At 72.9% G+C, this 18,064-nt stretch carries 15 protein-coding genes and 1 pseudogene; 9 read left to right on the top strand and 7 right to left on the bottom strand.

The window, feature by feature from the left end:
• The 7 genes and pseudogenes from TR48_RS02505 to TR48_RS02475 form a co-directional block, all read left to right on the top strand.
• On the top strand, positions 1-688 hold a 688-nt coding region (locus tag TR48_RS02505; RefSeq protein WP_042364114.1), incomplete at its 5' end, for a cytochrome c oxidase subunit I.
• A 15-nt stretch (positions 689-703) separates the two neighbouring features.
• The gene (locus TR48_RS39630; protein ID WP_042364113.1) at positions 704-1,084 is read left to right on the top strand and encodes a hypothetical protein; all 381 of its coding nucleotides are present in this window, start codon (positions 704-706) and stop codon (positions 1,082-1,084) included.
• Positions 1,085-1,256: 172 nt separating this feature from the next.
• Positions 1,257-2,045: pseudogene (locus TR48_RS02495) on the top strand (PspA/IM30 family protein); the annotation flags it as partial.
• Between the two features lie 246 nt (positions 2,046-2,291).
• Positions 2,292-3,095, top strand: a complete 804-nt coding sequence (locus TR48_RS02490; RefSeq protein WP_236651975.1) for a hypothetical protein — start codon at positions 2,292-2,294, stop codon at positions 3,093-3,095.
• Positions 3,096-3,114: 19 nt separating this feature from the next.
• Positions 3,115-3,657 carry a RipA family octameric membrane protein gene (locus tag TR48_RS02485; RefSeq protein ID WP_084728718.1) on the top strand — a complete coding sequence of 181 codons (543 nt, stop codon included), beginning with the start codon at positions 3,115-3,117 and terminating at the stop codon, positions 3,655-3,657.
• The gene (locus TR48_RS02480; protein WP_042364112.1) at positions 3,654-3,956 is read left to right on the top strand and encodes a DUF7701 domain-containing protein; all 303 of its coding nucleotides are present in this window, start codon (positions 3,654-3,656) and stop codon (positions 3,954-3,956) included. The genes TR48_RS02485 and TR48_RS02480 overlap by 4 nt, the downstream gene beginning before the upstream one ends.
• A 304-nt stretch (positions 3,957-4,260) precedes the next feature.
• On the top strand, positions 4,261-6,126 hold the full coding sequence (locus TR48_RS02475) for a glycoside hydrolase family 15 protein (RefSeq protein ID WP_042364111.1): 1,866 nt from the start codon (positions 4,261-4,263) through the stop codon (positions 6,124-6,126).
• A gap of 60 nt (positions 6,127-6,186) precedes the next feature.
• On the opposite strand, the gene TR48_RS02470 is transcribed toward TR48_RS02475, so the two are convergent.
• The 3 genes from TR48_RS02470 to TR48_RS02465 form a co-directional block, all read right to left on the bottom strand.
• Complete coding sequence (locus tag TR48_RS02470) at positions 6,187-7,008, bottom strand: SAM-dependent methyltransferase (RefSeq protein WP_042364110.1); 822 nt, start codon at positions 7,006-7,008, stop codon at positions 6,187-6,189.
• 127 nt (positions 7,009-7,135) lie between these two features.
• Entirely contained in the window at positions 7,136-7,273 is a 138-nt protein-coding gene (locus TR48_RS42880) for a hypothetical protein (protein WP_161789765.1), read from the bottom strand.
• A 44-nt stretch (positions 7,274-7,317) separates the two neighbouring features.
• Positions 7,318-9,411, bottom strand: coding sequence for an alpha/beta hydrolase (locus tag TR48_RS02465; RefSeq protein ID WP_042364109.1), 2,094 nt, complete (start codon positions 9,409-9,411; stop codon positions 7,318-7,320).
• A 276-nt stretch (positions 9,412-9,687) separates the two neighbouring features.
• Here TR48_RS02465 and TR48_RS02460 point away from each other — a divergent pair, with 276 nt between their 5' ends.
• Positions 9,688-11,976 (top strand): beta-glucosidase, encoded by a 2,289-nt coding sequence (locus tag TR48_RS02460; protein WP_052442364.1) that lies wholly within the window; start codon positions 9,688-9,690, stop codon positions 11,974-11,976.
• A gap of 43 nt (positions 11,977-12,019) precedes the next feature.
• Here TR48_RS02460 and TR48_RS02455 read toward each other — a convergent pair whose 3' ends face one another.
• Positions 12,020-12,580: a TetR family transcriptional regulator gene (locus TR48_RS02455; RefSeq protein WP_042364108.1), complete on the bottom strand. Its 561-nt coding sequence runs from the start codon at positions 12,578-12,580 to the stop codon at positions 12,020-12,022.
• Positions 12,581-12,800: 220 nt separating this feature from the next.
• Here TR48_RS02455 and TR48_RS02450 point away from each other — a divergent pair, with 220 nt between their 5' ends.
• Entirely contained in the window at positions 12,801-13,367 is a 567-nt protein-coding gene (locus tag TR48_RS02450; protein ID WP_063770881.1) for a universal stress protein, read from the top strand.
• Between the two features lie 23 nt (positions 13,368-13,390).
• Here the strand turns inward: TR48_RS02450 and TR48_RS02445 are convergent, their stop codons facing one another.
• From TR48_RS02445 to kdpB, 3 genes are all read right to left on the bottom strand, one after another.
• Complete coding sequence (locus tag TR48_RS02445) at positions 13,391-15,961, bottom strand: sensor histidine kinase (RefSeq protein ID WP_042364107.1); 2,571 nt, start codon at positions 15,959-15,961, stop codon at positions 13,391-13,393.
• A gap of 35 nt (positions 15,962-15,996) precedes the next feature.
• Entirely contained in the window at positions 15,997-16,626 is a 630-nt protein-coding gene (kdpC, locus tag TR48_RS02440) for a potassium-transporting ATPase subunit KdpC (protein WP_042364106.1), read from the bottom strand.
• 32 nt (positions 16,627-16,658) lie between these two features.
• Positions 16,659-18,064 (bottom strand): potassium-transporting ATPase subunit KdpB (kdpB, locus tag TR48_RS02435; protein ID WP_042364105.1); only part of this gene is annotated, 1,406 nt, incomplete at its 5' end.

The following is an 18,064-nucleotide window of genomic DNA, read 5'->3' as shown; positions in this document are numbered from 1 at the left end:
TTTCGAGACCCCGATGCTGTGGTGCGTCGGCTTCCTGGTGACCTTCGTCTTCGGCGGCCTCACCGGCGTCATCCTGGCCTCGCCGCCGCTCGACTTCCACGTCTCGGACTCGTACTTCGTCGTCGCCCACTTCCACTACGTGGTCTTCGGCACCGTCGTGTTCGCGATGTTCGCCGGGTTCTTCTTCTGGTGGCCCAAGTGGACCGGGAAGATGCTGGACGAGCGCCTCGGCAAGATCCAGTTCTGGATGCTGTTCATCGGCTTCCAGGCCACCTTCCTGGTGCAGCACTGGCTGGGCGCCGAGGGCATGCCGCGCCGCTACGCCACCTACCTGCCCAGCGACGGCTTCACCACGCTCAACGTCGTCTCCTCCTGCGGTTCCTTCCTGCTGGGTGCGTCGATGCTGCCGTTCCTCTACAACGTCTGGCGGACCGGCAAGTACGGCCAGATCGTCACCGAGGAGGATCCCTGGGGCTACGGCCGGTCCCTGGAGTGGGCGACCTCGAGCCCGCCGCCGCGGCACAACTTCCTCACCCTGCCGCGCATCCGCTCCGAATCGCCCGCCTTCGAGCTGCACCACCCCGCGATCGCGGCGCGCGACTACATGGAGAACGTCGGCGAGGTGCCGGCCCACCTCACCGCCGCCGCCGAACGCGAGGCGCGGCGCAGGTCGGCGGGCGAGGAATAGCGGGAGCCCGGGACCGTGGCCGCCGACGACGAACTCCAAGCCCCGGACCGCACTCCCGACAGCGCCGCAGGCCTGCGGATGCTGGAGGGCTACCTCTACTGGCAGGCGGAGACCGCCCGGGCCCAGCAGGACGCCGAGCTCTTCGCCGACCGGCTGCCCTGGCTCACGAGCGGGCAGCGCGACGACGTCATCCGCCTCTACCGGGAGGAGCGGCTCGCGACCTCCCGGGCCTTCCTCGACCGCGTCGCGCACCGGGTGCGCGAACTCCAGCAGGAGTACGGCGCCCGGTACCGACAGCTGAAGATCCGCGTCGTGGCCGCGTCCTTCGCGGCCGCGTCCTTCGCGGCCGCGGCCGGGCTCGTCGCGGCCGACGCCCTGCTGCACCAGGCCGGGTGAAGCAGGGCGTATCGGCGCGCGGACCGGGCAGGAAGCACGTAGGGCCTGATCCGCAGGACGGCCCCAGGCCCTTCTGGCGCGGACGCCTCCCCCCGGGCGCTCCGCCGCCCGCGGGCGCGAGCCGGACCTCGCCGCGCCTCCGAAGAGCCGCACAGGGAAGGATGTGAGCCGCATGGGCGTCGGCCGCCGCTTCACGGACGTCTTCAGGATGAAGGCGAACAAGGCCCTGGACCGCGCCGAGGATCCAAGAGAGGTCCTGGACTACGCCTACCAGCGGCAGTTGGGCCTGCTCCAGCAGGTGAAGCGCGGGCTGGCGGACGTGGCCACCAGCCGCAAGCGCATCGAGCTGCAGCGCAAGCAGCTCGGCCGGTCGGCCGAGACGCTCCAGTCGCAGGCCCAGCAGGCGCTCGCGGGCGGGCGCGAGGACCTGGCCAGGGAGGCGCTGGGCCGCCGCAGCGCCGTCCTGGAGCAGGACCAGGAGCTGCAGACGCAGCTGGCGACGCTGCAGGAGCAGGAGGAGAAGCTCACCGTGGCCTCCCAGCAGTTGGAGGCCAAGGTCGAGGACTTCCGCACCCGCAAGGAGACCGTCAAGGCCACCTACACGGCGGCCGAGGCGCAGACGAAGATCAACGAGGCCGCGACGGGCATCTCGGGGCAGATGGGCGACATCGGCTCCGCGATCCAGCGCGCCCAGGACCGGACTGAGGAACTGCAGGCGCGGGCCGGGGCGCTGGACGAACTGATGGCCTCCGGGGCCCTGGAGGACCCCAGCTCCACCGCCGCCCACGACGACCTGCGCGAGCAGTTGGACGCGCTCACCGCCGGTGACGGCGTCGAGGCCGAACTCGCGGCCATGAAGGCCGAACTCGCCTCCGGCCAACCCGCCGACCCGCCCCCCTCGCTGGAACCCGGCTCGGCGGAACCCGAGGCCGCCGCGGGCGCCAAGCAGGCCGAGCAGGCCGAGGACACCGGAACCCGGCAGGCCAAGGGCGCCGAGCAGGCCGAGGACACCGGAACCCGGCAGGCCAAGGGCGCCGAGCAGGCCGAGGACACCGGAACCCGGCAGGCCAAGGGCGCCGAGAAGGCGGAGGACCAACCCGGCAAGCCCGAGGAGCCCTAGCCGCGCACCGGGTGCGAACCGGTGCTTCCCGGCCATCCGCATGGCCGAAGGGCATGTACATGACGGCTTGTTCGGCTACGGTGGGTCATGGCCACTCCACCGGGCGACACGGGGACGGACTTGGTTTTGGCGCGAAAGTCCTTATGGCACACCGGCCGCCGGCTGGCCGTGCGCAGCGGGCAGCGGTGCGCGGACGTGATCGACTCGTTCGACCCGCTCCCCGACCACCGCTACGTGCTCTACCTGCGCCCCTTCACCAACGACGTGACCCTGGCGGAGGCCCTGGTGCGGCGCTTCTCCCGGTTCGGGCGCGTGGTGGCGGTCGGACGGCCGGGAGAGCGTCCGCCCCCGGTGGGCGAGGTTCGCGGCCGACTGCCCCGCGACGACTGGCAGGGGCCGGTCAGCACCTTGATCGCCGGGGCCCACGTCGTGCTGATGGCGGCCGGCCCCGGCGTCGGAACGGTGTGGGAGTTCACCGAGGCGGTCCGGCTGCTGGACCCCACCCGGCTGGTGCTGCTGATATACAGCGACGCGGAGACCTACGACCGCTTCCGCAAGGCCGTCGCCGCGGAGTACAAGCGGCGCCTGATCAGCGAACCGCAGCAGCCGGACCGGCCGTGGCCGCCGCTGCCCCTGCTGCCGGACTACCCGGGGCTCCCCGGGCTCGGACGGGCGGGCCGCCCCCGCTGGGAGCTCGTCCTCAAGGGCGTGATCGTGTTCGCGCCGGACTGGACGGCCACCTTCACCCGCTTCACCCCGCCGACGCGGCGCCTGCCGGGACCGCGCCCGCTGCAGCGGCTGGTCCACCACGCCCTGCAGCCGGTGATGGCGCAGCTGGACGGCCTCGCCGCCCCGCAGCCGCTCCCGGGCGTGACCGAACTTCCCGAGTGAACGACAGAGGTCTGTGCCGATGGCGATTCCCCAGCAGGGCAGGACGTTCAGCACGGAGCCGGCGGCCCACGGGCTCGACGAGTCGGTCATCGTCATGGTCGAGCTGTACAAGCTCGCGGTGGAGATGGCCGACCGCGTCTCGGCTCGGCGCTCGGTCGCCAACGCGTTCTTCCTCTCGATCCAGACCGCCTTCCTCGGCGCGATCGGCATCACCCTGGCGAGCGTGCGCAGCGAACCCGGGTGGCTCGCCCCCGTGATCACCCTCGCCGGGTTCGCGATCTCGGCCGCCTGGTGGCTCCAGCTCCGCAGCTACCGCGACCTCAACGCGGCCAAGTTCCAGGTCATCAACCAGGTCGAGACGCAGCTCCCGATCCGGATCTTCTCCGACGAGTGGGCCCTGCTGAAGCCGACGCCGGCCGCGTCCGGGCCCGCCGCCGAGGCGGCCGAGCCGCCGTACCTCAAGGGCCACCACTACACGGAGTTGGGCGCCAGCGAACGGACCATCCCGTGGATCTTCGCAGCCTTGCACGCCCTGCTGCTCCTCGGAAGGATGCTGGGGTGACGTATCTCAGCGACGACGCGGCGCTCATCAGAGGCAACCTCCCTTCCCACGCACAGCCGCCGTCCGACGCGGACGCGCTGTTCCTGCTCTACGCGGTGCTCATGCGCGCCAAGGGCGAGCAGGTGACCGCTTCGGACGTCCATGACGCCTGGGCCGCCTGGCAGCAGACCCTGAACCCGGAGCACCCGGCCCTCGTCCCGTTCCGCGAGCTGTCCCGGGCCGTCCAGGACGAGGACGAACCGTACGTTGCGGCGATCCACGCGGCGACCCGCATCGTGGCGTCGCAGAGCCGGACCTGACCTGCGGCGCGACGCCGGGCGTGACCGGACGACCACACGGGGTGGAAACCACTCGCAGGGGTGCACGCCGACCTCTTCCCCCTTCCTGACCTGCGGCTATATGGTGCTGGGACTGGTTTTGAGCGGCCAGTGAGCCCCGGTGCGACCCCCCGACGCACCGGGGCCGACCGCTGCTCGGACCTCGACCTCCGCCTCGCGCGCCTCATCCGTTCAGCCCAGCGCGGCACGCGGACGAGGGGGGATCCGGCCAGGCTGGTGCGGGAGCACACTCCGCCTCGCCCGCTCCGCCGCCGGAGGTTCCGTCATGCGCCGCTACCCGCCGATCGCCGACCACGGACTCATCGGTGATCTCCAGACCGCCGCGATGGTCTCGTCCGAGGGCGTGATCGACTGGTTCTGCGCCCCGCGCTTCGACTCGCCGAGCCTCTTCGCGTCCCTGCTCGACGCCGACAAGGGCGGTCATTTCGCCATCACCGCGGACGTCGACGATCCGGCGGACGTCACCATCCGCCAGCTCTACCTCCCCGACACCGCCGTCGTCGTCACGCGCTTCCTCACCGTGGACGGGATCGGGGAGGTCGTCGACTTCATGCCGCTCGACGACCCGACGACCGCGCACGACCGGCGCCGCGTCTTCCGTGCCGTGCGGGTCGTGCGCGGGCGTGTTCGCTTCCGGCTGGAGTGCAGGCCGCGCTTCGACTACGGCCGCGCCGACCACGAGGCCGTCGCCGGGCCGAACGGGGTCACCTTCCGCTCCGAGGCCGGGACCGCCCACCTGCAGCCGTTCGGGCCGGTCAGCCTCGAGCTCGACGACCGCGACGTGGTCACCCGGTTCACCCTGCGCCACGGCGAGCTCGCCGCCGTCCTGCTGACCACCGGCGCACCGGGCGACCCGGTACCGGACCCGATCGGCGAGGCCGAGGGCCGCGAGCTGTTCTACGACACCATCCGCTTCTGGCACGACTGGATCAGCCGCTGCCGCTACAAGGGCCGCTGGCAGCAGGTGGTCAACCGCTCCGCGATCACCCTGAAGCTGCTCAGCTACGCGCCGACCGGCGCGTTCCTCGCCGCCGCGACCGCCGGCCTGCCCGAGCAGGTGGGCGGCGAGCGCAACTGGGACTACCGCTTCACCTGGGTGCGCGACGCCTCGCTCTCCGTCGGCGCGCTCGTCCGGCTCGGCTACAGCGAGGAGGCCGACGCCTTCCGCGCCTGGCTCGGGCTGCGGATGCAGGACGGCCGGACCGCCACCGGTGAGCCGCTGCAGATCATGTACCGGATCGACGGGAACCCGCACCTGGTCGAAGAGACGCTGGACCACTTCGAGGGGTACCGCGGCTCCGCGCCCGTCCGCATCGGCAACGGCGCGGCCGACCAACTGCAGCTCGACATCTACGGCGAGGCCGTCTACGGCCTGACCCAGACGATGCACGTCGCCGACGAGGCCGGCTACGACGGCTGGTTGAAGGTCGCCGAGCTGCTGGACTGGCTCTGCGACAACTGGGACCGCGCCGACGAGGGCATCTGGGAGACGCGCGGCGGCCGCCGCGACTTCACCTACAGCCGCCTGATGTGCTGGGTCGCCTTCGACCGCGCCATCCGGGCCGCGCAGCACCTCGGCCGACCGGCGAACCTGGCCCGCTGGACCGCCGTGCGCGACGACATCCTGCGGCAGGTGATGGACAAGGGGTGGAACGAGAAGCGGCAGGCCTTCGTGCAGTCCTACGGGGACGAGGTGCTGGACGCCTCACTGCTGTGGATGCCGCTGACGGGCTTCATCGGCCCCCGCGACCGCCGGTGGCTCGCCACGCTGGACGCGATGGGCGAGGAGCTGGTCTCCGACAGCCTCGTCTACCGCTACAACCCCGAGGCCTCCCCCGACGGGCTGCGCGGCAGCGAGGGCACGTTCTCACTGTGCAGCTTCCTGTACGTGCACGCCCTCGCCCGCGCGGGTCGGGTCGAGATCGCGCGCTACGCCTTCGAGAAGATGCTCACCTACGCGAACCACGTCGGCCTCTTCGCCGAGGAGATCGGCCCCACCGGCGAGCAGTTGGGCAACTTCCCGCAGGCCTTCACCCACCTCTCCCTGGTCGAGGCGGCCATGGCCCTGGACGAGGAACTGGACCGCACGCGGGGCCGGCAGAAGTTCCCCGCCCGGCCGCCCCTGGCCTGACCGGCCGTCGAGCCCTGGGCTGGGACCGCGGGCCCGGCTTCGGCGGCTTCGGACGGGGCGTTACGGCTTGCGGGCGAGGCCCGCGTAGGCCATGACCTCGTCGTCCGGCGGGATCGGGCCGTCGTCAGGGTCCGGGTGCCAGTGGTTGATCAGCATGACGCCCGGGTCGTCCAGCTCCAGGCCGGCGAAGAAGCGCTCGACCTGGGCGCGGGTGCGCAGGTGGTTCTCTATCCCCGCCTCGCGGTAGCGCCGCGAGGCGATCTCGGCGCGCGCGGGCGAGGAGTCGGCGGTGCCCGCGGTCAGAGCCAGGTAGCTGCCCGAGGGCAGCGCGTCGACCAGCTCGGCGACGAGCGGGAGCGCGGCCTCGTCGGAGAGGAAGTGCACCAGGTTGATCAGCGTCAGCGCCACCGGCCGGTTCAGGTCCAGGGTCTGACGCAGGACCGGCTCGGCCAGGATCTTGCCGGGCTCGCGCAGGTCGCCGTCGATGTACGCGGTCCGGCCCTCCGGTGTGCCCGCCAGCAGGGCGCGGGCGTGGGCCAGCACGATCGGGTCGTTGTCGACGTAGACGATCCGGCTGGCCGGGTCGACGCCCTGGGCGATCTCGTGGAGGTTGGGCGCGGTGGGGATGCCGGTCCCGATGTCGAGGAACTGCCGGATCCCGTGCACGGCGGCCACCCGCCGGACCATCCGGTGCATCACGGCGCGGGCCGCCGTCGCGGCGGCGCGCGAGCCGGGCCACTCGGCGATGATCTTGTCACCCGCGGCCCGGTCGGCGGCGAAGTTGGTCTTGCCGCCCAGCATGTAGTCGTAGACGCGCGCCGCGTGGGCGACGTCGATGCGCAGGTCGACCGCGCGCACCGCGTCGTGCTCGGACGGGTTCATCCAGTCCCCTGACTCAGGACGCTCCACAGGCCAACCTCCGCGCTTCGACTGCCGAGGCAACTGAACCACATCTGACCGTGACTCGTCAGCGTCGTCCCGCAGCGTGACACCGCATCACGCCACCGCGTCACGCCGCGGGCGGCGCGCGGAACGCCCGCTCGCCGACGCCGCCATCAGCGGGTTGTCCGCCGACTGCGTGAGGAAGACCCGCGCGCACCAGGTGGCGCACCAGCCCGACGGAGACGTCGACCTCGGCGGCGGGCATCCGGTGCACGGTGCACGGTCATGCCGCGACCCTGGGCCGGGTGGTCAGGGTGTCGACATGGTGGCCCGGAGGGGCGCGCCGGAGACCGAGCCGGTGAGGGTGACGGTCGGGGTGGCGGCGAAGGTGTTCCAGCTCGCGTCGACGGTGACGTCGGGGCCCTGGTCCGGACGGACGGTCAGCTTGGCGGTGACGGAGCCGTCGGACCGGTCCCACACCGCGGTGCCGCTGGTGCTCGCGTCCGGGACCCAGCGGGCCGCGGAGAAGGCGACGGTGACCTTGGTGTTCCCCGACGCGGACCAACTTCCGCCGCGCAGGCCCGAGTCCTTGTCGCCGTCGAGGTAGCCGTAGCGGCCGACGGCGTCGTCGACGGTGGCGACGCCCGCCGCCGCGGCGCGCAGCGCGGCCGGATCGGCCTGGTCGCCGGGCTGCGCGGTGGCGGGGACGATGTCGGAGAGCTGCTCGGGGTAGGCGGGCAGGGTCGGGATCGGCGGCGTGCTCGCGGTGCAGCTCGTGTCGAGGGTGGCGAGCGCGCCCGGATCGGCGGTGAACTGCCGGTAGAGGCTCTGGCCGCACGCCTCAGGGCCGGGCCAGGCCGGGTCGGCCATGGCCGTGATGTGGGTCAGGTTGGGGACGCCGACGAAGCGCGCGGAGGGGCCCGCCTGCTGCGCCACGCGCTGGCCGCCGCCAGCGGGGGTCAGCGAGTCGAGGTCGCCGCCGAGGACGAGGACCGGCAGGTTCGCGGGCACCAGCGGCGGCGTCGCGGTGATCGGCGGGTCGCTGTGCGCGGGGGCCGGCCAGCCCAGGCAGCCGGTGAAGGAGTCGGTGTAGGCGTTGACCCCGGCCCACTCGGCCGCCGTGAACGGCGCGAAAGCGTCCGCCGGTTCGCCCGCCTCGGCCTGCTGGAGCTGCTGGGCGCGCCGCGCGGGCGTGGCGCTCATGTCGAAGAGCTGCGGGTAGTCGGTGCAGGCGACGGCGAAGTAGAGCCCGTCGGAGTACGAGGGCGGCGCGGGCATGGTGTTGTCGTAGCCGACGGACTGCGCCGCCAGGCGCAGCAGCGGCACGGAGTCGTCCTGGTCGAGCACGGCGTCGGCGGCCGCACCGAGGCTCTTGTAGACCGCCCGGTCGAAGCCCGCGTTGGCGACGAGGTCGACGAGCGTGGCGGTGGTGACGGTCTCGGTGACAGAGTGTCCGCTCAGGTCGGTGGTGGTCCCGGAGATCGGGGCCGTGCGCAGCCGGGCGGCCAGCTGGGTGATCGCACTCCAGGGGTCCCGCGGCGCGTTCGCCGCACAGGCGGCCGACCGCGAGCAGACGAGCCCGAACGCCGTCTTGGCGGTGGCCATGGTGCTGGGGTACCAGGGGTCCAGGCCCAGCACCTCGTAGGAGGCGTCCAGGGTGACCGAACGCAGGGTCTGCGGGTAGCGCGAGGCGTAGGTCTGCGCGAACCAGGTGCCGTAGGAGTCGCCGTACAGGTCGACCGGGGGCTGTTGCAGCCGCTGCAGCACGTCGGCGAGGTCGCGCGCGGCGTTCGCGGTGCCGAAGAGGTCGGAGGCGTGGGCCCAGCCGCCGTCGGAGCGCTTCCAGGTGTGGTTCAGCTGGTCCCCGCAGCCGGCGACGGCCTGGCGGAAGGCGTCGGTGTCCGTGGACCGGTGAAAGTTCTGCAGGCCGGAGCAGGTGATCGGCTGGGAGCGGCCGGTGCCGCGCAGGTCGAAGACGAGCAGGTTGCGGCGGGCGCGCAGCGGGCCGAGCAGGCCGAGGTAGCCGGCGCGGGAGGAGGTGGAGCCCCAGCCGGGGCCGCCGTCGACGGCGACGGCGGTGCCCTGCGCCGTCCCGGTGGCCGGGTACCACTCGAAGCCGACGTTGATCGTCGCCCCGGCCGGGTCGCCGCGGTCCAGGGGTTCGGCGACCTTGCCGCACCAGCCGGTGGGGTTGGCCTCGCAGGCCGTCAGGCGCACCGAGCCCACCTGGAGCGACTGCGCGGCGTTCGCCCCCTTGGCGGGCGCCGCCGACGGCCGCGCGAAGGCCGCCACCGGGACCGCGTGGCTCGCGGCGGGAGCCACGCGCGCCGTCGGGTCCGTGGACACCGTGAACGCCGCCGGAACCGCCAGGGCCGCCGCCAGCGCGGCAATGACCCCGCCCACGCCGCCCGTCCTGATTCGCCGCACGCTTCGTCGCATGGCCGCCTTCCCTGGACCGTGACATGTCCGGAGCTACGTGTGAGCCTCCCCTGTCGAGACCGCCCGAGAACCCGACGGCCACCGTTCAACATATAAACGGACACGGGAATGCGCAGCTCACAAGCAACGCTTGAGAGCGCTCTCTGTTCAAGAGATTGACGCACCTTCCCAGCGCCTGTTCAATCGGCTCCCAGTTCGTGTCGTGACGTCCACCGTCCCTCCCACGGATTGGAAGTGCCCGTGCGCCCAGCACGTCGTCACCTCGCAACCCTGACCGGCCTCGCCCTGCTCGGCGGCGCCCTTACCGGCATCGGCGCGGCGCCCGCACCGGCCGCCTCGCGCACCCCCCTCTACCTCGACGCCAAGGCCCCGATCCCCGACCGCGTCGCCGACCTGCTGCACCGGATGACGCTGCGGGAGAAGGTCGGCCAGATGGACCAGGAGGCCCTGGTCACCGTCCAGGGCACGTGCAACTGGAGCGGCGGCGCGCTGAACGACGCCTGCCTGCACAGCGTGCTGGTCGACAACGCCGCCGGATCGATCCTCTCCGGCGGCGGCATGCCGCCCGCGGTCAACACGCCCGAGGACTGGGCGAACATGACCAACACGATCCAGCGCTACGCGATCACCGACTCGCGTCTGCACATCCCGATCCTCTACGGCATCGACGCCGTGCACGGGCACAACAACGTGCTCGGCGCGACGATGTTCCCGCAGCAGATCGGGATGGGCGCCACCTGGGACCCGGCGCTGGAGCAGAGCGTCGAGCAGTCGACGCAGCGCGCCGTGGCGGCCACCGGCGTCAACTGGGCATTCGGACCGGTCGCCGAGATCGCCCGGGACCAGCGCTGGGGCCGCTACTACGAGACCTTCTCCGAGGACCCGCTGCTCACCGGCACGATGGCCGCCTCCGCGGTGAAGGGCCTTCAGGACGCCTCCAGCGGCACCAGGATCGCCGCCACCGTCAAGCACTTCGCCGGCTACTCGCAGCCGCTCAACGGCCACGACCGGGTGCCCGCCGACTACTCGCCGCGCTACCTCCAGGACACCATCCTGCCCGCCTACAAGCAGGCGATCGGGGCGGGCGCGCTCAGCGTCATGGCCGACTCCGGCGCGGTCAACGGCGTCCCGGTCACCGCCTCCCACTACCTGCTGACCACCGTGCTGCGCGACCAGTACCACTTCGACGGGGTGGTGGTCAGCGACTGGGGCGACGTCCGCAACCTGCAGACGGCCTATCACATCGCCGCCGACTACCCGGAGGCGATCGCCAAGGCCGTCAACGCCGGGGTCGACATGGCGATGGAACCCACCAACGCCGCCGACTTCACCGCCTCGACGCTCACGGCGGTCCAGCGCGGGCTCATCTCGCCGCGGCGCATCGACCAGGCCGTCTCCCGGATCCTGACGATGAAGTTCCGCCTCGGCCTGTTCGAGCACCCCTACGTGGACCCCTCGAAGGCGGACGCGATCGTCGACGGCGCGGACCTGCCGCTCGCGCGGCAGGCCGCCACCGAGTCCTCGGTGCTGCTGCGCAACCAGGGCGACGTGCTGCCGTTCGGCTCGGACGTGCACAGGATCGTGGTGACCGGGCCGAGCGCCGACGACATCGACAACCAGATGGGCGGCTGGACCATCGGCTGGCAGGGCGTGCCCAGCGGCACGAACGTCGGCGGGACGACGGTGCTCGCCGGTCTGCGCGAGGAGGCCCCGGCCGGCACCTCGATCGACTACCAGTCGGACGCGACCGCCGCGGTCGGGGCCCTGAAGAACGCGGACGCGGCCGTGGTCGTCGTCGGGGACACCCCTGGCGCGGAGGGCCCGAACGACCACCCGGACCCGGAGCTGGCGGCCGACCAGCAGGCGGAGGTGGCGGCCCTGCAGGCGACGGGCAAGCCCGTCGTGGTCGTCGTCATCGCCGACCGGCCGCTGGTGCTGGGCAGCGCGGCGAACACCGCCGGGCTGCTGATGGCCTGGCTGCCGGGCACGGAGGGCGGCCACGCCGTCGCCGACCTGCTCTACGGCAAGGCGAACCCGAGCGGGCGGCTGCCCGTCTCCTGGCCCAAGGCGATCGGCAACGAGCCCGAGTTCTACACCCAGCTGCCCGGCACCAACAGCGGCACGGACTCCGGCTACAGCCCCCTGTTCGCCTTCGGCGCGGGCCTGTCCTACACCAGCTACCAGATCGGCGCTCCCACGCCCGACCGCACGAGCGTCGGCACGCACGGCTCGCTGACGGTCAGCGTGCCGGTCGCCGACACCGGCTCGACGGCGGGTGACGCGGTGGTGCCGCTGTACGTCTCCCAGCCCGTCAGCCAGGTGCTGACACCGGCCAAGTGGCTGGTCGGGTTCGCCCGCGTGCACCTGGACGCGGGCGCGCACACCACCGTGCGGATCACCGTCCCGCTGTCGCTGCTCGCCCACACCGAGGGCGACGTGGACGGCGAGGGCGGGCAGGTCGTCGAGCCCGGCCGCTACACGCTGCTGGCGGGCGACGCCACGACCGGGACGTCGTTCACGGTGAGCTGACCTCTCCGAGTGCCGGGCGCGGCGTGCACGCCGCGCCCGGCACTCACCGCATGACGGCTCGGAGCTCGTCCACGCCCTCGCGCATCAGCTCCTCGAGCTTGCGCGTCTCGCCCGGAGCGACCCAGCGCTGGAAGGAGACGTGGAAGACGCCGATGCCGGCCTGCGCGGTCAGGCTCGCGGCGGGCTCGCCGACGCCGCGCTCGCGCAGGGTCGCGGCGATGGCCTCGGTCAGCCGCGCCAGCTTGATCAGCTCGCGCTCCTGCAGCTCCGGGTTGACCGAGATCACCGAGTGCCGGCGGCGGGCGAAGTCGCGTCGCTCGTCGAACATCTCCGCCACCGCGTCCAGCGCGGCCGCCGTCGCCTCCAGCGGCGAGGCGGACTCCGGCGCGGCGGCGGCCGCGTCCACCATGAGCTGCTGCAGCGCCGCCGAGCCGTCGAAGAGCACCTCGCGCTTGTCGGCGTAGTGGCGGAAGAAGGTGCGCTCGGTCAGGCCCGCGCGCTCGGCGATCTCCGCGACGGTGGTCTGGTCGAAGCCGCGCTCGACGTACAGATCCAGTGCTGCCTGCGCCAGTCTGCCGCGTCCGTTCGGCTCCCATCTACCCATGCACTTGATGATAGGCGAGGTCAGTGGCTGACATCGAGTGCCGGGGGGGCGCAACTGCGTGCATAAGCGCGCGTCAAGGCTCCGCCTCCCCGCATACGGAGATCGTCAAGGCGGCGGGACGGGGGCCGCGGGCGGGGGTGGAATGGGTCGCGGCGGTGGCCAGGGCGCCCTGGCCACCGCCGCCCTCTGCCCTCCCCCTGATTCAAGAAGGTCGTCCGTCATGTCGCAGCCCGGTCGCGTCGTCGTCGGTGTGAGTGGGACCCCGAGCAGCCTCCAAGCCCTCCGCGTCGCCGCCACCGAGGCGCGGCACAGGGACGCGGGCCTCCTGGCCGTGGTGGCCTGGACCCCGGCGGGCGGCGAGATCGCCTACCGGCGCGCCCCCTGCCCGGAGCTGCTGCGCATGTGGGAGGACGAGGCCCAGTGGCGCCTGGGCAACGCCTTCGACGAGGCCTTCGGCGGCGTCCCCGACCTCCCGGGCCTGGGAATGGTCTCGCTGCGCGGCGCCGCGGGCCCGGCTCTGGTGGCCGCCGCCGAGAGCGCGGACGACCTGCTCGTCCTGGGCGCAGGCCCCCGGGGCGGCCTGGCCCGCGTCTTCCACGGCGCGACGACCCGCTACTGCGTCGCCCACGCGGGCTGCCGGGTCCTGACGGTCCCCGCGCCCGACCTCCTGTCCGAACTCCCCCGCCGCCTGCGCCACCGTCGGCCCGTCGCCACGAGCGAACCCGCCGCCACGGCGCCGACCGCCACACCGACGCCGGGCCGGCCGCAGCTGCGCCGAGGGGCCTGAGGGGCGCACGCCGGGGCTCTGCCTCAGCGGATCCCCTCCAGCTCCAGCACCATGGTCAGGCCGCCGCCCGGGGTGTCCTCCGGGACCAGGGCGGCGCCCATGGCCTCGGCGAAGCCGTGGGCGAGGGCGAGGTGGAGGCTGACGCCCGGGCGGGAGCCGGGGGCCTCGGGGCCGCCGTCGAAGGGCGGGACGCAGGGCTCGAAGAGGCGGCCCGCCTCGCCCGCGCGCAGGCTCGGGCCGTGGTCGACGACGCGCAGTTCGACGCGGTCGCCCAGGGTGCTGCCCGCGACGACGACGTCCGTGCCGTCCGGGCAGTGCTCCGCCGCGTCGGCGACGAGGTTGGCCAGCACGCGTTCCAGCAGGGTCGGGTCCGCGTCCACGGGCGGGAGCGCGGCGAGGCCGCGTTCGTGCAGTTGAACCCCGCTGCCGTTGAACTCCTGGTGGACCGCGGCGAACGCCGCGGCGGCCTCGGTGCGTTCGGGGCGCGGCACCAGAACGCCTGCGTTCAGGCGGCTCAGGTCGTACAGGTCCTCGGCGAGTTGGGCCAGGCGCTCAAGCGACTCCTCGGCCACATCCAGGAGTTCGACCTGTCGCGGCGAGGGCGGCGGCGCGTCGTCGCCGTCGACGTCCCGCAGGTCCGCGACGGCGGCGAGCGCGGCGCCGAGCGGCTCGCGCAGGTCGTGGCTGACGGCGGCGAGCAGCGCGGCACGGGAGCGCTGGGCCTCCTGGGCGGGGGCGGCCTCGGCGGCGGCGTGGGCGAGGCGGTCCCGGTCGAGCGCGGCGCGGACGTGCGCGGCGAAGGCCGTCAGCACGCGCCGGTCGGCGGCCGGCAGCGGACGCCCGCGCAGCACCAGGGCGGCGTCGTCGGTGACGGCGACCTCCTCGTCGACCGCGCCGGGACGGGACGGCTCCCGCTCGGAGCGCCCGTCGCCGTTCAGGGTGTCGGTCGCCAGCACGGTCTCCGCACCCGTCTGGTCACGGGTGATCAGCGCGACGCGGTCCATCTGGAACGTCTCCCGCAGCCGCGTCAGCAGCGCCGGGATGGTCTCCTCCCCGCCGAGCACGTCGTGCGTGAGCACGGACAGCGTCTCCGCCTCGGCGGTCGCCCGCGCCGCGCGCTGGGCGAGCTGGGCCGCCCGGTCGACGATGCCCGCCACCACCAGCGCGACCGCGACGAAGACGACGAGCGCGAGCACGTTGTTGGGCTCGGCGACGGTGAACCGGTGGATCGGCGGGATGAAGTAGTAGTTGAGCAGCAGTGAGGCGGCCACGGACGCCAGCAGCGCGGACAGCATGCCGCCCAGCAGGGCGATTCCGACCACGACGGCGAGGAACAGCAGAGTGTCGCTGGTCAGGTTGAGCGTGTGCCGGGCCTGGGCCAGCACCAGGGTGAGCAGCACCGGCACGACCAGCGCCGCGACGGGCGCGGCCACGCGCCGCAACGGCGGCAGCGCGGCCCTGGCCCGCGAGGAGTGACGGCCGCGTCCGGCCGCCTCGTGGGTGACCATGTGGACGTCGATGTCGCCGGACATCGCGACCGTCGTGTCGCCGATGCCGATCCCGGTCAGCGAGCGGGTGAGCCGACCCCGCCGACTGGTGCCGAGCACGAGCTGCGTCGCGTTCTCGGCCCGTGCGAAGTCCAGCAGCGCGGTGGGGACGTGGTCGCCGACGACGGAGTGGTAGCTGCCGCCGATGCTCTCCACCAGCTGCCGCTGCGCGGCCAGCGCCGCCGGGGAGGCGTCGGTCAGGCCGTCGCTGCGCGCGACGTGGACGGCGAGCAGCTCGCCGCCCGCCGACCGGGCGGCGATCCGGGCCGCGCGGCGGATCAGCGTCTCGCCCTCGGGGCCGCCCGTCAGCGCGACGACGACGCGCTCGCGGGTCTCCCAGACCCCGCCGATGCCGTGCTCCGCGCGGTAGCGCTGCAGGCCCTCGTCCACCCGGCCCGCGACCCACAGCAGCGCCAGCTCCCGCAGCGCGGTCAGGTTGCCGACCCGGAAGTAGTTCGACAGCGCCGCGTCGACCTTCTCCGGACCGTAGACGTTGCCGTGGACCATGCGCCGGCGCAGTCCCTCCGGCGGCATGTCGACCAGCTCGATCTGGTCGGCCCGCCGGACGACCTCGTCCGGGACGGTCTCGCGCTGCGGCACGCCGGTGATCTTCTGGACGACGTCGTTGAGCGACTCCAGGTGCTGCACGTTCACCGTCGTCAGCACGTCGATCCCGGCCGCGAGCAGGTCTTCCACGTCCTGCCAGCGCTTGGCATGGCGGCCGCCGGGGATGTTGGTGTGGGCGAGCTCGTCGACGACGGCGACCTCGGGGCGGCGGGCCAGGACGGCGTCGGTGTCCATCTCGGTGAAGCGGGTGCCGCGGTAGTCGCGTTCCAGGCGCGGCACCGCCTCCAGACCGGCGAGGCGCTCCTCGGTGCGCGGCCGGCCGTGGCTCTCGACGAGGCCCACGACGACGTCGGTGCCGCGCGCGGCACGGCGGTGGGCCTCGTCGAGCATCCGGAAGGTCTTGCCGACGCCGGGGGCCGCGCCGAGGTAGACCTTGAGGCGGCCCGGAACGGACCGGACGTGGACGCGGGGCTCGGTCACGGACGTCTCCCCTCTCGGGCCGTCCCGTCCAGGCGTCAGCCGAGGCGGGCGAGGGCCAGGTTGAGGGCCACCACGTTGACGCGCTGCTGACCCAGGAAGCCGAGGACCCGCCCGTCGACGTGGTCGGCGACCAGGCCTCGGACCGTGGCCACAGGCAGCCCACGGCTCCGCGCGACGCGGCCCACCTGCTCATAAGCGTAGGCGGGCGAGATGTCGGGGTCGAGGCCGGAACCGCTGCCAGTCAGCGCGTCGGGCGGCACCGAGGAGGGCTTGACGCCGTCGAACACGGCGAGGGCGAGGCGGCGCGCCTTGACGAGCCTCGTCAGCCCGGCGTCGTTCGGGCCGAGGTTGGACGCGCCGGAGGCGGTCGCGTCGTAGCCGTCGGTCCCGGCCGCAGACGGGCGCGGCTGGAACCACCGCGGGTCGGGGACGGAGGGCGCCTTGGGGTCGATCCTGCGCAGGTCGAAGTTCTGGCCGAGCAGGCTGGAGCCGACGACCTGGCCGTTGAGCCGCACCTGCGAGCCGTTGGCCTGTCCGGGGAAGATCAGCTGCCCGATGCCGGTGAGGACGAGCGGGTAGGCGATGCCGCAGACGACCGTGAAGACCAGCAGCAGCCGCAGGCCGGTCAGGTGCAGCCGGACCAGCGGCGGGAGGGGTTTGGCCATGACCGCTCGCCTCTCAGTGGGTCAGTGTCGGGTCAGTGGAGCCCGGGGATGAACTGGACGACCAGGTCGATGATCTTGATGCCGACGAACGGCAGGATCAGCCCGCCGACCCCGTAGACGCCCAGGTTGCGGCGGAGCAGCGCGGAGGCGGAGGAGGGCTTGTAGCGCACGCCGCGCAGGGCGAGCGGGATCAGGCCGATGATGATCAGGGCGTTGAAGATGATCGCCGAGGTGATCGCGGACGTCGGGCTGTGCAGGTGCATGATGTTGAGCCGGCTGAGCCCCGGATAGACGCTGGCGAACATGGCCGGGATGATCGCGAAGTACTTGGCGACGTCGTTGGCGATGGAGAAGGTGGTCAGCGCACCGCGCGTGATCAGCAACTGCTTGCCGATCTCCACGATCTCGATCAGCTTGGTCGGGTTGGAGTCCAGGTCCACCATGTTCCCGGCCTCCTTGGCGGCCGAGGTGCCGGTGTTCATGGCCACGCCGACGTCCGCCTGCGCGAGCGCGGGCGCGTCGTTGGTGCCGTCGCCGGTCATCGCCACGAGCTTGCCGCCGGCCTGTTCCTGACGGATCAACGCCATCTTGTCCTCGGGCGTGGCCTCGGCGAGGTAGTCGTCGACGCCGGCCTCCTCGGCGATCGCGGCGGCCGTCAGCGGGTTGTCACCCGTGATCATGACCGTCTTGATGCCCATCGCCCGCAGGTCGTCGAAGCGCTCCTTGATGCCGTGCTTGACCACGTCCTTCAGGTAGATGACGCCGAGCACGTCGGCCGGCTCGCTGCCGCGCTTCTCGGCGACGACCAGCGGCGTGCCGCCGAGGTTGGAGATCCGGTCCACGACCGCGTCGAGGGCGTCGTCCGCCTGCCCGCCGTGGTCGCGCACCCACGTCGCGACGGCCGCGGCCGCGCCCTTGCGGGTGGCGTGCAGGCCGGTCGGCTCTTCGACGTCGACGCCGGACATCCGGGTCTGGGCGGTGAACTCGATCCAGGTGGCGTGGCCGAGCTCGCCCTGGTGGCGAGCGCGCAGGCCGTACTTCTCCTTCGCCAGCACGACGATGGAGCGGCCCTCGGGGGTCTCGTCCGCGAGGGAGGAGAGCTGGGCGGCGTCGGCCAGCCGGTTCACGTCCACGGCCCCGACGGGCAGGAACTCGGCCGCCTGGCGGTTGCCGAAGGTGATGGTGCCGGTCTTGTCGAGCAGCAGCGTGGAGACGTCGCCCGCGGCCTCGACGGCGCGGCCGGACATCGCCAGCACGTTGCGCTGCACCAGTCGGTCCATGCCCGCGATGCCGATCGCCGAGAGCAGCGCGCCGATGGTCGTCGGAATCAGGGCCACGAGAAGCGCAACGAGGACGACGATGGTCTGCTCGGCCCCCGCGTAGGTGGCCATCGGCTGCAGGGTGACCACGGCCAGCAGGAAGACGATGGTGAGCGAGG

Source organism: Streptacidiphilus neutrinimicus (genome assembly GCF_000787815.1).
In the GTDB taxonomy this organism is placed as follows: Bacteria; Actinomycetota; Actinomycetes; order Streptomycetales; family Streptomycetaceae; genus Streptacidiphilus; species Streptacidiphilus neutrinimicus.
The sequence above is the reverse complement of the archived record's forward strand: the minus strand, read 5'-3'. Positions and strand labels throughout refer to the sequence as shown.